Annotated in this window: 11 protein-coding genes; 3 read left to right on the forward strand and 8 right to left on the reverse strand. The window is 72.6% G+C overall.

What is annotated here, in order from left to right; all coding sequences use genetic code 11:
• Window positions 1-51: 51 nt before the first annotated feature.
• Entirely contained in the window at window positions 52-1,464 is a 1,413-nt protein-coding gene (locus tag ACGFQ9_RS22835; RefSeq protein WP_393576056.1) for a lamin tail domain-containing protein, read from the forward strand.
• Between the two features lie 77 nt (window positions 1,465-1,541).
• On the opposite strand, the gene ACGFQ9_RS22840 is transcribed toward ACGFQ9_RS22835, so the two are convergent.
• From ACGFQ9_RS22840 to ACGFQ9_RS22855, 4 genes are all read right to left on the reverse strand, one after another.
• Window positions 1,542-1,796: a hypothetical protein gene (locus ACGFQ9_RS22840; protein WP_393576058.1), complete on the reverse strand. Its 255-nt coding sequence runs from the start codon at window positions 1,794-1,796 to the stop codon at window positions 1,542-1,544.
• Window positions 1,793-2,098: a DUF6247 family protein gene (locus ACGFQ9_RS22845; protein WP_393576060.1), complete on the reverse strand. Its 306-nt coding sequence runs from the start codon at window positions 2,096-2,098 to the stop codon at window positions 1,793-1,795. The genes ACGFQ9_RS22840 and ACGFQ9_RS22845 overlap by 4 nt, the downstream gene beginning before the upstream one ends.
• A 176-nt stretch (window positions 2,099-2,274) precedes the next feature.
• Entirely contained in the window at window positions 2,275-2,937 is a 663-nt protein-coding gene (locus ACGFQ9_RS22850; RefSeq protein ID WP_393576062.1) for a response regulator, read from the reverse strand.
• Window positions 2,934-4,229: a sensor histidine kinase gene (locus ACGFQ9_RS22855; protein WP_393576064.1), complete on the reverse strand. Its 1,296-nt coding sequence runs from the start codon at window positions 4,227-4,229 to the stop codon at window positions 2,934-2,936. The genes ACGFQ9_RS22850 and ACGFQ9_RS22855 overlap by 4 nt, the downstream gene beginning before the upstream one ends.
• Before the next feature lie 133 nt (window positions 4,230-4,362).
• On the opposite strand from ACGFQ9_RS22855, the gene ACGFQ9_RS22860 reads away from it, so the two are divergent.
• Entirely contained in the window at window positions 4,363-5,271 is a 909-nt protein-coding gene (locus tag ACGFQ9_RS22860) for an ABC transporter ATP-binding protein (RefSeq protein ID WP_393576066.1), read from the forward strand.
• Window positions 5,268-6,134 (forward strand): ABC transporter permease, encoded by an 867-nt coding sequence (locus ACGFQ9_RS22865; RefSeq protein WP_393576067.1) that lies wholly within the window; start codon window positions 5,268-5,270, stop codon window positions 6,132-6,134. Before ACGFQ9_RS22860 ends, ACGFQ9_RS22865 begins: the two co-directional genes overlap by 4 nt.
• 36 nt (window positions 6,135-6,170) lie before the next feature.
• Here ACGFQ9_RS22865 and ACGFQ9_RS22870 read toward each other — a convergent pair whose 3' ends face one another.
• The 4 genes from ACGFQ9_RS22870 to ACGFQ9_RS22885 all read right to left on the reverse strand — a co-directional run bounded on the left by ACGFQ9_RS22870 (window position 6,171) and on the right by ACGFQ9_RS22885 (window position 15,347).
• Complete coding sequence (locus ACGFQ9_RS22870) at window positions 6,171-7,940, reverse strand: ATP-binding cassette domain-containing protein (RefSeq protein WP_393576526.1); 1,770 nt, start codon at window positions 7,938-7,940, stop codon at window positions 6,171-6,173.
• 447 nt (window positions 7,941-8,387) lie between these two features.
• Entirely contained in the window at window positions 8,388-8,774 is a 387-nt protein-coding gene (locus ACGFQ9_RS22875; protein ID WP_393576068.1) for an XRE family transcriptional regulator, read from the reverse strand.
• A 713-nt stretch (window positions 8,775-9,487) separates the two neighbouring features.
• Complete coding sequence (locus ACGFQ9_RS22880) at window positions 9,488-10,195, reverse strand: RES domain-containing protein (RefSeq protein WP_393576069.1); 708 nt, start codon at window positions 10,193-10,195, stop codon at window positions 9,488-9,490.
• A gap of 280 nt (window positions 10,196-10,475) precedes the next feature.
• The gene (locus ACGFQ9_RS22885; RefSeq protein ID WP_393576070.1) at window positions 10,476-15,347 is read right to left on the reverse strand and encodes a hypothetical protein; all 4,872 of its coding nucleotides are present in this window, start codon (window positions 15,345-15,347) and stop codon (window positions 10,476-10,478) included.

Consider the following 15,347-nt stretch of genomic DNA (forward strand, 5'->3'; position numbering starts at 1 on the left):
GCCGGGACCGTCGTGCCGCCCTGATCCGCAACAGCCCCCAGGACGGACTCCGTGACCGCAACGCGCGCACACCGCCGGCGCCGCAACCTCGCCCTCTTCCTCGTCGCCGGACCCGCGCTGGCCGCGGGCGCCCTGACCGCCGCCCCGGCCCAGGCGGCCCCGGCCGACGACATCCGCATCAACGAGGTGGTGACCACCGGCAGCGTCGAGGACTCGATCGAGCTCTACAACAAGGGCACCGCCACGATCGACCTGTCGGGCTGGGTCCTCAAGGACGACAACAACGGCTCCTCGTACCGGATCGCCACCGGGACCTCCCTCGCTCCGGGAGCGTTCCGCGCCTTCGACGTCCACGGCTCGTTCGGGCTGGGGTCCTCCGACAAGGCCCGCCTGTACCTGCCGGGCGGCAGCACCCTGGTGGACAGCTTCACCTGGAGCAAGCACTCCGCTCCCTCGTGGTCCCGCTGCCCCGACGGCACGGGCGCGTTCAAGACCGCCGCGCTCACCCTCGGCGCCGCCAACGACTGCGGCAGCGGCGGTGGGGGCACGCCGGTGGCGTGGCCGGGCGGCAGCTCCGTCGTGACGGCCGACGCCTCGAACGTGTTCGGCCAGGACCTCAGCGGCCTCCACCAGGAGGGGGGCGTGATGTGGGGCGCCCAGAACAGCGGGAAGCTGTGGCGCCTGGTCCGGGACGGCTCCGGAGGCTGGACCCCTGACACCGGCGCCGGCTGGGCGGCCGGCAAGACCCTGCGCTACCCGGGCGGCTCCGGCGCACCCGACAGCGAGGGCGTCACCCTCACCGGCGCCGGTTCCGCGGGCGGGGTGTTCGTGGCCTCCGAGCGCAACGGGGACGCCTCCGGCACCAGCCGCCTGTCCGTCCTGAAGTACGACGTGAGCGGCACCGGCGGCACGCTGACCGCCGCCAAGGAGTGGAACCTGACCGCGGACCTGCCGGCGGTGGGCTCCAACCTCGGCTTCGAGGGCATCACCTGGGTCCCCGACACCTACCTGACCGGCGCCGGCTTCAAGGACTCCTCGACGTCCGCGGCCTACGATCCGGCCCGCTACGGCGCCCACGGCGACGGGGTGTTCTTCGTCGGCGTCGAGGGCGGCACGGTCCACGGCTACGTCCTGCAGGACTCGGGCGCCTTCACCCGCGTGGCCACCGTCAGCAGCGGCATGGCGGGGGTGATGGAGCTCCAGTGGGAGCCGCAGGCCTCACGCCTGTGGGCCGTCTGCGACGACACGTGCGGCGGCCAGCACCGCACCCTGCAGGTCAACGCCTCCGGTGCGTTCGCCACCACCGCCGTCCACAACCGGCCGAGCGGCATGCCGAACTACAACAACGAGGGCTTCGCCCTGGCCGGCTCCGACGAGTGCGTCTCCGGTTCCAAGCCGGTGTACTGGGCCGACGACGCCAACGACGGCGGCCACGCCCTGCGGCGCGGCACGATCACCTGCTGACCCCGCAGCAGCCACGGCGGGCGCGGCCGCGGCCGTGACCACGGGTCGGGCCCGGCACGGCCGGACCCGACCCGTGGTCAGCCCAGCCAGACGATGTCGATGACGTAGAGGCGGCCGAGGGGCCGGTTGATGAAGTAGACGGCGGTGAGCTGTCCGACGGAGGCGGAGCGGAGGTCTTCGCCTTCGGGGTCGCGGCTGTCGAAGGCGGGGAAGGACCACGGGCCGCGGGAGGCGATGTCGAGGACGTCGCGGACCATTTCGGCCGCGTGCCCGGGCAGCGTGGCGAGCGCCTTCGCGGCCTGTGGGGAGAGCCGGGCCGGCCAGGTGCTCATGGTCGTGCCCCGAGTACGTCGTCCAGGCTGACGCCGTCGGAGTCGTCCATCCCGGCGGCGATGAACGCGTCGACGGCCGGGACCGCGGCCATGCGCGCCTGCCAGGAACGGACGACGTCGTGGAGGGGGCTGAGGCTGTAACTGTGCCGGGAGTTCTCCAGTGCCCGCGACCAGTCCGCCTCGAAGGCGGGTGCCCACTGGACGGCCCGGCGGTCCTGCCGGATCCGGACGAGGAGCTCGGCGGCCGCCGTCGGAGCGGGGGCGGGCGGTGGAACGGGCGCGTACTCGGGCTGGGCGCTCATGGCTCCTCCAAACGGGTCTCCCGGCCACGGTACCGGGACCGCCCGTCACCGGCAGGAGGGCCCGGGGAACTTCGGCGCGAGCAGGGCTGACGGACGGCGCGCGGACACGGGCACGGAAACGGGCACCGGCACCCGGCCGGGGCGGCCGGGGCGGTCGGGGCGGCCGGGGAGCCTGCTCACCGGGACGTCGTCACCAGGCCCGCCTCGTAAGCGAGGATGACGAGCTGTACCCGGTCGCGGGCATCGAGCTTGGCGAGCAACCGGGTCAGATAGGTCTTGGCCGTGGCGACGCTGATGCAGAGCCGGTCGGCGATCTCGGCATTGGACAGGCCCTTGCCGACGAGGGTGAGCACCTCGCGTTCCCGGTTGGTGATGCCACCGAGCTCCACCCATGGACGCGGTGTCGCAGTGGGGCGGTGGGCGAACTCCTTGATCAGCCGACGGGTGACGCCCGGTGCGATCAGCGCGTCTCCTGCGGCGACCGTACGGACGGCGGCAAGGATGTCGTCCAGGGCCATGTCCTTGACCAGGAACCCCGACGCACCGGCGCGCAGCGCTCCGTAGACGTGGTCGTCCTCGTCGAAGGTCGTCAGGACGACGACGTGCGTGGAGTGGGCGCCCGTGGTGATGAGGCGGGTTGCCTCGATGCCGTCCATGCCGGGCATCCGGATGTCCATCACCACCACTTCGGGCGCCAGTTCCTCCGTCAGCCGGACCGCCTCGGCGCCGTTGCCGGCCTCGCCCACGACCTCGATGTCCGTGGTGTCGGTGATGACCATCTGCAGGGCGGCGCGGACCAGGGGCTGGTCGTCGGCGAGGAGGACACGGATGGCCGTCACTGTCGGCTCCCCGCTTCTGCCTCGTTCCCCGCTGCCGACGGCACGGGAATGCGGGCAGCCACCCGGAAGCCTCCCCCGGGGCGCGGCCCTGCGGTGAAGCCACCCTGCAGCAGGGCGATGCGTTCCTCCATGCCGGCCAGCCCGAACCCGGTGCCCGTGCCGGTGTCCGTGCCGGTGTCCGTGCCGGTGTCCTTCCCCCGGTCGCAGACCTCGATCACGAGCTCGTCCTCCCGGTAGTCGACGCGCACCCGGCAGGAGCGGGCTCCCGAGTGCCGCACGACATTGGCCACCGACTCCTGGACGATGCGGAACGAGGCGAGCTCGACGTCCGCCGGAAGGGGGCGGCAGTTGCCCCGCCACCACACGTCCACACGCACGCCGGCGGCCGTGGTGGTGGCTGCGAGCCGCTCTATGTCCGCCAGGACGAAGGCCGCCGGCGGAGGCGCTTGCGCCTGCCCCGTGCCAAGACCGGGACCGTGCCGGTCGCGGGCCGGCTGCGCCTCCTCCCGGTCGGCCTCGCGCAGCGTGCCGAGCATCCGCCGCAGGCCCGCCAGTGTCTCCCGCCCGACCTTCTCCACGGTGAGCATCGCCTCGTGGGCCCTGGCCGGCTGCGTCTCGACCACGCGGGCCGCGGCGCCGGCCTGCAGAGCGATGATGCCGATGCTGTGCGCGACCGTGTCGTGCATCTCGCGTGCGATGCGCAGCCGTTCGGCGATCACGGCCTGCGCGGCAGCCCTGGCGTGCAGGTCTGCGGTGTGGGCGCGGCTCTGGTGCACCGAGTTGCCGATGAGCCAGGCGATGATCACCGTCAGGGCCATGAACGGTTCGGAAGCGGTGCCGGATTCGCTCCCCGTGATCAACCGCGGGGCGAGGTAGCCGGCGAGCACACCGAGCGCCGCGGCGGCCGCCGCGAGCGTGGTACGCCGGGGCCGGGTGGCCGCGACGTAGCAGAGGGCGACATCCACTGCCAGGAACTGCGTGGGCGGGATCTCGTCCTGGCGCCAGGCCAGCGTCGAGACGATCGTGGCGACGATGACCAAGCCGTACGCCGGCACGGTCCTGCGGCGCAGCAACGCGGCGCCCGCCAGGACCAGCACGAACGCGAGGGCCAGCAGCGCCCTCGCCCGGAGCGAGTCGAGGCCGTCCCGCGGATAGCTGAGGGAATACGCCTGACGTGGCGGCATCAGGACGAATTCGACAACGGCCTGCACCGCTGCCGCGCACCATGCCAATGCCGTCCACAGGCCTGGCGGTATCCGCTTGACCAGCGGCAGCGGCGGTGAGGTGGACATGCAGTGATCGTAACGGCGTACTCGTGCCCGGCCATCGGCCCGTGGGTGTACGACCAGGGTCGACAGTCTCGTCCGCCACTTGTCAGCGGTGGTCCGACGACGGGCGGGCCACCTCACCGGCAGCGTTGTTCCCGTGATCGAAGCCAGAGAACTCACGAAGCGATACGGCGGCACGACAGCCGTCGAAGACCTGACGTTCACCGTTCGGCCCGGCCAGGTGACCGGATTCCTCGGGCCCAACGGCGCCGGCAAGAGCACCACGCTGCGGATGATCCTCGGCCTGCACGAACCCACCGGCGGGACGGTCACCATCGACGGCCGTCCCTTCCGTGACCGCCCCCGCGGCCTGCGACATGTCGGCGCTCTTCTCGACGCGCAGGACGTCCACGGCGGACGCAGCGCGGTGGCGCAGCTGTCGGCCCTGGCCCGGAGCAACCGCATCCCGAAGCGCCGGGTGGAGGAGGTCCTGGAAGACGTCGGCCTCGCCGACGTCGCCGGGCAACGCATCGGCGGATTCTCGCTCGGGATGAAGCAGCGGCTCGGCATCGCATCCGCCCTGCTCGGCGAGCCACCGGTGCTCCTCTTCGACGAACCGCTCAACGGCCTCGACCCGGAGGGCGTGAAATGGGTGCGGGACCTGTTCGGGCGGCTCGCGGCCGAGGGCCGCACCGTGTTCGTCTCCAGCCATCTGATGTCCGAGATGGAACACACCGCCGACCGGCTCATCGTCATCGGCCGCGGCAGGCTGATCGCGGCCGAGAGCCTCGCGGAGTTCTCGGCCCGCGGTACCCGGCAGAGCGTCACGGTCGGAACGGCCTTCCCCGTCCTCCTGCGGGATCTCCTGACGGCCCGGGGCGCCGCGGTGCACATGGAGGGCGAACTGCTCACCGTCGACGGCCTGGCCGCTGTCCGGATCGGTGAGATCGCTCTGGAGCACCGCATCCCGCTGCACCACCTCAACGCCCGGCCCCCCTCCCTGGAGGAGGCGTTCATGGAGCTCACCGCCGACAGCGTCCGGTTCCCCGCAGGAGAGTCCCGATGACCACGACCGCGACCACGACCACGACGGCCGGGACACCCGCCGGCGAACCCGCAGCCACCGAACCGCGCCCCCGGTTCCACGACCTCGTCGCCGCCGAGTGGATCAAACTCCGGTCACTGCGCTCGACCTGGATCGCCTACGGGGCCACCGCCGTGGCCGTCATCGCGTTCAACGCAGGCACCGCGTACGACACCCACAGCCACTGGACGGAGCGGGACACGGCGGACCGGGCCGAGTTCATCCGGGACGGCGTTCCGCTGATGGAAGCCTTCACCGGGAACGCCGCCATGGTCATGGCTCTCGCCCTCACGGCCCTGGGCGCCCTCGTGATGGTCGGCGAGTACAGCACGGGCACCATCCGCACCACGCTCGCTGCCGTCCCGGCCCGCCGTTCGGTAATGGCGGCCAAGGCCGTCGTCGTCACGGCGGTCACGACCGCCTTCGGCGCGTTCGTAGCGGGCACCTCGTTCGCACTGACCCAAGCGATCCTCGACCGCCGGGAGGTGGGCGTGTCGATCGGCCACCCGGGCGCCCTGCGCGTCGTCCTGGCATCCGCGCTCCTCGCCCCGGTGTGCGCACTCGCCGGACTCGCGCTGGGATCCGTCATCCGGCGGACCGCGGCCACCATGGTTGCCTCGGTTCTGGTCATCCTGGTGTTGCCCACGGTCCTCACCGACGGCCGCCGCTGGTCGGCGGTGGCCGATCACGCCATGCCCCTCCAGGCATGGGTCCGGCTCACAGCGGTCGGCCACGCCCCGACGGCCTTCCCGTGGACCACCGGCGGAGCGTGGACCGTCTACGCGGTGTGGGCTCTCGCCGCGGCCGTGCTCGCCGTCGCCGGCGTGTACCGGCGCGACCAGTGAGGCCCGGCCGCGCGCGCGGAGCGGCGGCCGGACACGTCAGCGGTCGTGGGAGAGTTCCAGGAGCTCGGCGAAGGTGCCGCCAGCGTGGACCAGGTCCTCGTAGGAGCCCTGTTCGGTGATGCGGCCGCCCTCCAGGACCACGATGTGGTCGGCGACCCTGGTGTTCTCCAGCCGGTGGGTGACGACCACCGTGATGCGGTCGGCGGCGATCGCCTTGATCTGTTCGAAGATCCCGTGTTCGCCGCGGGGGTCCATCTGCGAGGTCGGCTCGTCCAGGATCAGCAGCGACGGCCGCCGGTAGAGCGCACGGCTGCAGGCCAGGCGCTGCCATTGGCCGCCGGAGAGTTCCGCGCCGCCGAAGACCTCGCGGGCGAGGAGGGTGTCGAGGCCCGAGGGCAGGTCTTCGACGGCTTCGCGCATGCCGACCGCGTCCACGGCGTCCCAGACCCGGCCGTCGTCGTGTGTACGGGGCTGGCCGAGGGTGACGTTCTCGCGCACCCGCAGCGGCCACTGCGCGAAGATCTGCGGGACCAGGCCGGTCCTGCGCCAGGCCGACTCGGGGTCGGTCCGGGCGAGGTCCGTGCCGTTCCAGGTCACCCTGCCCCGGTCGGGCAGGTAGATGCCGGTGAGCAGGCGGGTCAGGGTCGATTTCCCGGAGCCGTTGGTGCCGACGATCGCGAGGATCTGGCCCCGGCGCAGCGTCAGGGAGATGCCGTTAACGGCGGGTTCGTCCTTGCCGGGGTAGCGGTAGACCACCTCTTCGACCCGGATCTCCTCGACCGGTCCGTCGACGGCGTGGTCTCCCCGCTCGGGCGCGCGTGCCGCGGCCTCGTCGAGGAAGTCCTGCATGTCGCCGAGGTAGATGCTGGTGTGGAAGACCGCGGCGGCGTTCACGACGACCTGCGAGAGGGCGGCGAGGGTGGTCTGGACGGCCACGACGGCGGTCGCCGCGACGCCCATCGCGATGCGGCCCGTCACCGCGAGCCAGGCCAGTACGGCCCAGGTGGCCACCAGGAAGACACCGCCCGCGAGGGAGGCGAGCAGTGCGATCCGCAGGGTGCGCGGGGCGGCGGCCAGGGTCCGGCGGTCGCAGCGGTCGGACAGGGAGCGGTACCAGAAGACGATGTAGTCGGTCATGGAGTTGGCACGGACCTCGTCCTGGTACTTCGGGGTGGTCGCCCACCAGCGCATCATGCCGCGGACGTTGCGGTCGGCCACGTTGGCGTAGTGGATCTCGTAGTCGACGCGGGCGGTCAGGACGGCACCGACTCCGGCCGGGAGCACCGCGAGGAGCAGCAGCGGGAGCAGGAGGGGGTTCAGTACGGACAGGGCGCCGGCGGCGGTGACCATGCGGATGAGGGCGGACAGGAAGCGCTGGGCGTCGGTGACCATGACGTGGGTGCGCGTCACGCCCATCTCCGCGGCCTCGTGCCGGTCGGGGAAGCCGTCGGTGGCGTAGGCGGCCGCCTCCATCCGGCACACCGCCTCCACCAGGGCGCTGTCGGTCTGCGTGGCCAGCTTCGGTGTGATCCGGCGTTCGGCGTACGTGGCCACGGCGCCGGCGGCGCGGGCGAGGGCGGCTGCCGTCGCGAGGACGGCGAGTGCCGGGAGCGCGGTGTGCAGGCGCTCCCCGACGGGGCCCGGCCCGAGGACCGGTCCCATCGCCCGGGCCGTCGCCGCCAGGGCGACGGCGGCGGAGGTTCCCGTCATCACCTGGCAGCCGAGGAGCAGGAGTACGGCGCGGCGGTCGGTGCGCCACGACATCCGGGTGATGCGGGCGAGCACGGCGGGGATGCGGGCGCACATGCGGCGGAAGGACACCCGGGCGAGCGGGTTGACCGAGTAGTGGCCGCTGTACGTGATCTCCGCCGGGGCGGGCGGGGGCGGAGTCGGCACAGTGTGCTGCGGCTCAGACTGTGGCTGAGGCTGGCACGGGAGTGGTGGCTGGGATTGTGATGGCGCTTGCGGCTGTTTCCGGGTGTCGAACGAGGTCAACGCGGTCCCCTGAGACGGTCGTCCGGATGGGTCGCAGGGGTCAACGACCCGTCCGTCCTGTCGAACACATGTGTTTCGGACCGTCTCCGAAGCCCGGTACGCCGCGGATCCCGGAGTCTGCGGGATACACCCACCCTTTCCCCGCAACGGGCGGGCGAGGCAGCGCCGTTGGCCGAAACGCCGACGTCGGCGGTCAGGAGCCGAAGCCGTCAACAGGCGTCAACAACCGCCAGGGGGTGCCGGCGGGTGCCGGCGGGGTCAGCAGCCGTCGACGTAGGCGCGCGCCGCGACCAGGACGTCACGTTCACGGCCGTCCGCGATGCACTGGGCCGGCGCCTGGTCCTCCAGCTGGGGGTTCATGCCGATCATCCAGGCGCGGGCCGTGTAGAGGCTTTCCGCGTTCTGGATGAGCTGGATGACGCTGAGGGCGGCGCGCAGGCGCTGTTCGGAGGCCGGCAGGGGGATGATCTCGCCCGCCGCCCATTTGCCGACCTGCTCGTGGTCGCCGATGTCCGCGATGTGCGCGGTCAGGCGTGGTCCGAGGTTGTCCTGCAGGAAGCGGGCGACGTCGCTGGTGCTCGCCGGGGCTTCGCTGGCTGCGCCGCGGAGGGTGTCGGCGGCGAGGATGTCGGTCTCGGTAGGCATGTGCGGTCTCCCTCGTTGTACTGACTTCCCGCCTGCGTTGTCGCTGGTCGTGTGTCAGACGACGGGTGTGCGGATGCCCGTTGCCGCAGCGGAGCCATGCGGGGTGCCGGTGGCTGCGGCGGCGTGGGAGTCAGCTCGAGCTGTGAACGCTTCAGGAACGTGCTGCCGCTCTGCGGGGAAGCGTGACGCGCGCAGGCGGATGATCCGTCGCTATGGAATCGACGGTCAGCATCGGTGTTTGCCGGTCGGACGGGAGGATCCGGATCCGGTGCGGCGGAAGACGGCACGCGTACGACGCGTGGCTGCCGCGACATCCGCACATTGCACAGCCGAGTCTGGTGGTACCGCGAGGTGGAACCAGCGCGCTAATAACTGTGTATCGGTACCGACCATGATTTCCCCCACACGCTCCGTCGGCGATGTCCAAGTTCAAAGGTACCCATTATCATTGCCCAACTCCACCTGGTTGATGGTATTGGGCTGGAACTGACGATGTGTCATGTCCAGTTCCACATACCGCCGTTCACCTCCTGACCTGGGCCGGGAAGGCGTTGCCGGAGTGTCCGGTGGGACGAGTTCGGGGCAGGGATCGCTCCGGTGGCGTACGCCGGATGTGTCGTACTTCTGAGCGGTCAAGTGGACGCGAGTGGTCAACCCCGGCGCGCGCGAAACGTCGCGTGGATCACAGCACGGTGTGGTGGAAGGGCGGAAGGTCAGAGCATCGTGAGGGCGTAGTCCTGAGCGACTTTGCGCAATGCGTCCGCTTCGGGGAACACGAGGCTGGATTCCTCTTTGGAGAGTTCCACGCCCTCGAAGACCGCCCAGCACTGGTACCTGCCGAGTCCCGATCGGTAGGCGATGCCGTGGATGTGGCGCTCTTCGCTGCCGGTGCCGGTGCTCTGGTGTTCGGCCCAGGCGGAGATCTGGCGGGTGACCCGGCGCGCCGACGGGTCCGTGCTGTCCTCGATGTGCTGTGCGGTGATCCGGTCGATGTTGAGTTTCGCCAGCTTGTCGCGCAGTTCGCGGCTCAGCACCGTCAGCGTGTCCTCGTCGTCCACGTCAAGGAAGCGCGCTTCCTTGACGGGCTGTAACCGGAAGAGTGTGTGCCGGGTCGTCCAGTCGCGGGGGATCCGGCCCGGCGGCATGTGGGAGGGGGTCGCCCAGTCGTCGGCGATGATCGCGCGCATGGCGGGGTCGACACGGAACGGGGCGAGGGCTTCGGCGAAGCATCCTTCGTGTTCGGAGGCGCAGTACAGGATGCCGCAGCCGACCAGACTCCAGCGGTTCCCGCTCGGGCTGCCCGCGTCCTCTTCCCTGATCCGGTCGTAGCTGAAGGGTCCGCCGGCCTTGCCCAGGCGCCAGATACCGCGTTCGGGCGCCGGGATCAGACGGACGTCCGACAGCGTGGAAGCCCTGGTCATGCGGCCACTCCTTGCTCCGGCGGGTCGGCGGCGGGGCCGGCCGGCTGCCGGTGATGCTCATGGCCGGGCGGCGGGGCAGACTGGCTCCCCCGCCGGACGGCCGGTGTCTGTTTCTCCGATGGTGCGCCTGATCGGCACTCGGACTGCGTCAAGGGAACTATGCGGCGTAGTAGTCCCGGGGACGTGCCGAACGATCATTTTCGTGGCCTCAACGGACCGAAGCGAACCGGTCGGCGTGAGCAGACAGGGGCGCACGAAGGACTGAGGGGGCGCACGTCCGTCAATCCGTGTGCGGGTGCACCTCTGTGAGGTCGAGTACGACCGCGGCCGCGCCGGCCGCGCCGGAGAAGGCCAGGAGGACGCTTTCCGGGGCGGACGCGGGGTGCGCGGAGAGGTGGTGCACGGGTCCCACCACGGCGAGTTTGAGGAGGCAGCCGCCGCCGGCTTCCGCGCTCCACACCCTGATGGTGCCGTCGGAGGATCCGGAGGCCACGAAATCGCCCCGTACGGTGCTCCACAGCGCGAGGGCGTGGACCTCGGCCGTGTGGCCGGTCAGGGGCGGACCCGGCAGCCGGGTGCGGGTGTGCAGGTCCCAGAGCTGGACGCGGCCGTCGTCGCCCGCCGTGGCGAGGTGCGGGCCGAGGCCGCCCGTGGGGCGCGGGTTGAGGGCGACGGCCCGGAGGCAGCCCTGGTCGCACTTGAGCGGTTCGCCGAGCGGGCCGTCCGCGGTGCGGCTCCAGAGGCGTGCGGTGCCGTCGGAGCCGGCGGAGGCGAACCAGTCCTGCCGGCCGTCGGTGGCCGCCGCCACGCAGTTGACGCGCTCCCGGTGACCGCGCCAGTCGTGGAGGGGGGTACCGGGATTCCCCGGGTCCCACAGCCTCACGCGGAAGTCCTCGCCGCCACTGAGCAGGAGATGGCGGCCGTCCGCCGTGGCACAGGCCGCCAGGGAACGGATCGCCAGGGGGCCGGCCGGGAAACGGCCCGCGGGCTGCCGGGTCCCGGCGTCCCAGAAGCCGATGCCGTGGCCGGGCTCGGCCCAGAACAGGGTCCTGCGCCTGCCCGTGTCCCGCCCCGCGCCCCCGGCCTCCGGGCGCCACCCCCAGGTCAGTGCCGTGGGTGGTGTGGTCGTACCGATGGTGGCCGCCGTACCGCCGGTGGCGGTGTCCCGGACCTCGATGCCGGGCCCGCTGCCGCAGAGGGCGAGCCAGGGCGGGTGGGGAGCGTCCCCGGGGGCCAGGGCGGCACAGCTGACGATCCGCGGGGAGTGCCGCGTGGTGAGGGCTGCCGTGAGGTGGTCCCCGTTCCACAGGCGGAGGGTCTTGTCCCTCGCGGCGGAGGCCAGGACGTCGGTGGTGGTGGTGGTCGCGGTGGTGGCGGTGGTCGCGGTGGTCGCGGTGGTGGCGATGGTGGAGGTGCCGGGAGTGGAGGTGCCGGGGGTGGACGCGCGGGTGGTGCGGCGGCCCGGCAGCGTCACCGGGACGCGCGTCAGGGCCGTGACCGTGGCGCTGTGGCCGGCCAGTACGCCCGTCCTGCCGCTCTCGGGTTCCCATACGGTGATGTCGTTGCTGCCGCCGGTACTCGCGGCGAGCAGGTGGCCGTCCTCATGGGTCAGGGCCGCCAGGCCGGTGACGGGATCGTCCGCGGCCTTGATGCCCGCCTGCTGTCCGGTGCGCCCCCATACGGTGATCGTTCCGTCGGCGTGACCGGCCGCGATGCGGTCCGGGCGGGTGGTGCGCGTCAGGACGCGTACGGCGCTGGCGAGGTCGAAGCGTTCGATGACCTCGAAGGTTTCGGGGTCGTGGAAGGTGAGCCGGGTGCCGTCGGCGACCACGATCACCGGCAGCCGGTCCTCTCCCCGGACGGTGGTCACGGCCAGGGGCGAGGACCGCGGCCTCGTCCCGGCCAGTGTCGCCGTTTCCTCGGGCCCGTACCGCTCCTGCCAGCGCACCACCGTGCCGTTGCCGTTGACCGACAGGACGACGGCCTCGTCCTCGGCGTCGGTGAAGGCCGCCAGATCGTCGATCCACACGTCGCCGGGCCGGTTGACCTGGTCGATGAGGGGAACGTCCCCGGGATTCCAGAAACGGACCGTGCCGTCGCGGCTCCCGGACACCAGCAGCGGCGGCTGTCCCGGCCGGTCCGCGGTGGTCAGGCAGCAGACCGCACCCTCGTGGGCCGGGATCCGCTCGCCGGCCGCGCTGCCCTCCACCGCGTCGACCAGTTCGATGCCGCCCCGGTCGTCCCCGGCGGCGAGCAGGGGCCGCCGGTCGCGGTCGCCGGCCGGGAGGACCGTGAGCGCCTGGGTGACACCGGGCGTCCGGGCCAGCACGTTCCCGACCGGTGCCCACTGCGACCACAGCACCACGAGGGGGGAGCCCGGGAACCGTGCGTACGGGGCGACCACGGTGGCGGACCCGGCCATGCCGGCGCGGGCGAGGTGGAGGCTGGCGATCCGTGACGGGAGGCCGGCCTGCCCGAGGTACGGCTCGACCATGGCCCACGCCAGCAGCCAGGCCCGGTCGGCCCCTCCCGGCTCGCCGGCGGCCGGCAGTCCGGCGAGCAGCCCCCGGATGGGGCTGCCCGTCACCCACGGGAGGATCTCCCTGGGCACGTGCTCGTCGTCGAGTACGCCGCCCAGGCGGGCGTGCCGGGCGAGGTGGGCGCGTACGTAGGGTGCGGGTGAACCGGCCGGGTGCGGGCCCACCAGCCGGGCGAGCGCCTCGGCGATGCGGGCGTGCGCGGCGGCTTCGCCGCGCGTCCGGTCGTGCGTCGCGTCCTGCGTCCCGTCACGCGTCGCGTCCTGCGTCCCGTCGTGTGTCCCGTCACGCGTCCCGTCGTGTGCGGCTTCGGCGTACCGCTCGTCCTGTGCGGCGGCTTCGCCACGGGCGTCGTCGGTCGGTCCTTGCCGAGGTGTCACGGCCTTCCCCCCTCCCTGTACGTCCGGCTCGTCGGGCCAGTTCCTCAGGACCGCGGCCATCCGGTCGTGGGCCGGCCGGTAGACGCGGTGGTCGTGCTCGGTGTCATGGGTCAGATACCCCGCCAGGCGGCCGCCCAGCAGTGTCCGGATCTTGTGGTCCGCGGAGTCGAGGGGCCGGCCGAGCAGTGCGGCGGCGACAGCCGGCCACACCTCGCCCCAGGGGATCCCGCGCCCCAGGGCGAACGCCGTGGCCCGGAGCAGGGCGACCGCTTCGGGTTCGGCCAGTCCTTCTTCCGCCGCCTGTTCCAGGTCTGCCCGCAGGAGACCCATCGTGCCCTGCGCGAGGCGTCCCAGCCATGGGGCGTCGGACAGCAGGGCCGGTCCCCTGGCGCGCAGTTGGTCCGCCGCGATGCGGGCGTCGAGGAAGGACCGGGGGCACGCGGCGGCGACGGCGTCGGCCGCGGCTCCCGCCCGGTCGGTGTCCGGCCACAGGGCCTCGCCGTGCAGCAGGGCCCGTACGTAGGCGTGGATGTCGTCGCGCATGTCCGGGCCGTCGACGCGCAGGACGCGGACGCGCGGCAGGGCCGCTTCGAGGCCGGCCAGGAGAGCCGTTCCCGTGGTGGTGCCGGGGTCGGTGTCGGTGCCGGGGTCCGTGTCCGTGTCGGTGTCGGCGGGGCTGCTGCTGCGGACGGCGACGAGCAGGCGGACGCCTCGGCGGGGTGTGGCCGGGGCGTCGGGGTCGTGGGGTGCCGGGGCGCCCGGGTCCGCTGCCGTACGTGGCGTCACCTCCGCGAGGGGGCCGAGCACATGGGTGACGCAGCCGGCCGGATCGGTCGCCTCGTCGAGGGCGTCGACGACGACGGTGATCACCGGCCCGGGGGTGCGGAGGTGGGCGCGGAGCCCGGCCTGCCACCGGCGCAACGGGTCGGGGGCGGTGGGATCCGGCTTCACCCCGAGTTCCCGGCAGATGGCGCGCAGCAGCGGGAGGGGCTCCTTCTGCCGGGCGTCGACCGCCACGGTCACCGAGCCCTCCTCGGGGACGGTGTCCGGCGGACAGTAAGTGACGGCCGCCGCGAACTGCGGGGTGGCCCGGAAGCCGGCGTCGCCGAGGGTCACGGCCCGGGCGAGGAGGGCGGATTTCCCGCTGGCGGCGATGCCGGTGACGACGAGTGTTCCGGGTGGTCCGGAGAGGAAGGCGACCAGGTCGGCGTTGAGCCGCTTGCGCCCGGAGAAGTACCAGCCGGGGTCGAGATCGTTGACGCGGCCGCTGGCCTTCTCCAGCCAGTAGTCGAGGTCCTCCGGTGCGACGGCGACCTCCCGGCGGGCCTCGGCGACGGTCGCCGCCTCAGGCCGGTAGCCGGGGTTCGGCAAGGCCAGGGTGGGCACGTGGAGCTTGCCCGTGAGGACCGGGCGCGGCCCTTCCAGGCTCCGGTGCAGTTCGGAGTTGATGGCTCTGGTCGCGTGGACGAGTGCCTGGTGGAACTCCGACATGGTCAGGTAGCGGCGGGTGATGCCGCATTCCGGGCTGCTCAGCCAGGCGTGCGCCCGGCGGAGGGTGAGGGCGAACTCCTTGCCGAGGACCTTGCGTTGCGGGGCCGAGGTGACGAGCACGTTCAGCTGGGCGGTGGTGCGCCGGTCCGCGGCGAGCTCCCGTTCGAGTGCGAGGACCTCGCTGCCGACGTCCGCGGAGGCGCACATGTTCACGATCACCAGGACGTCGTCGGCCAGGGAGTCCAGCGCGGCGGCGATCATCTCGGTGGTCCGCAGACCGGTGGCCGGGAGCCGGGCGGGGTCGGTGTCCATGAGCTGCGCGTAGTGGTTCCCGGCCGGCGAGGTGATGCCGTGCCCGGTGATGAACAGGACGAGCGGAGTGCCCTGCTCGACGGTGCGGATGCCCGAGCCGTGCAGCCACTGCTCGACGTCGTGGCGGTGGTGCAGGGGGTCCTTCGGAGCCAGGACCGAGAACCCCGGGCCGGCGGGTGCTCCCGTACGCCACCACAGGGCGACCGCTTCCAGCTGGTCGGCGACGGCTTCCGCGAAGGGTTCCGTGCCGTCCTGCAGGGCCAGTACGTAGACGGCGCCCTCGACGGCGTGTTCGTAGGCGGAGGGTGTGTCCGGGGCGGGGGCGGGGGCCGGGTCGGGGGCTGCGGCCGGGGCCGGGTCCGCGGCCGGGTCCGGCGGGAGGGCAGCGGAGGCCGCAGCAGCCAAGCCGATTCCGCCCCGCTCCCCGTCCAT

The organism is Streptomyces sp. NPDC048603, assembly GCF_043199475.1.
GTDB lineage: Bacteria > Actinomycetota > Actinomycetes > Streptomycetales > Streptomycetaceae > Streptomyces.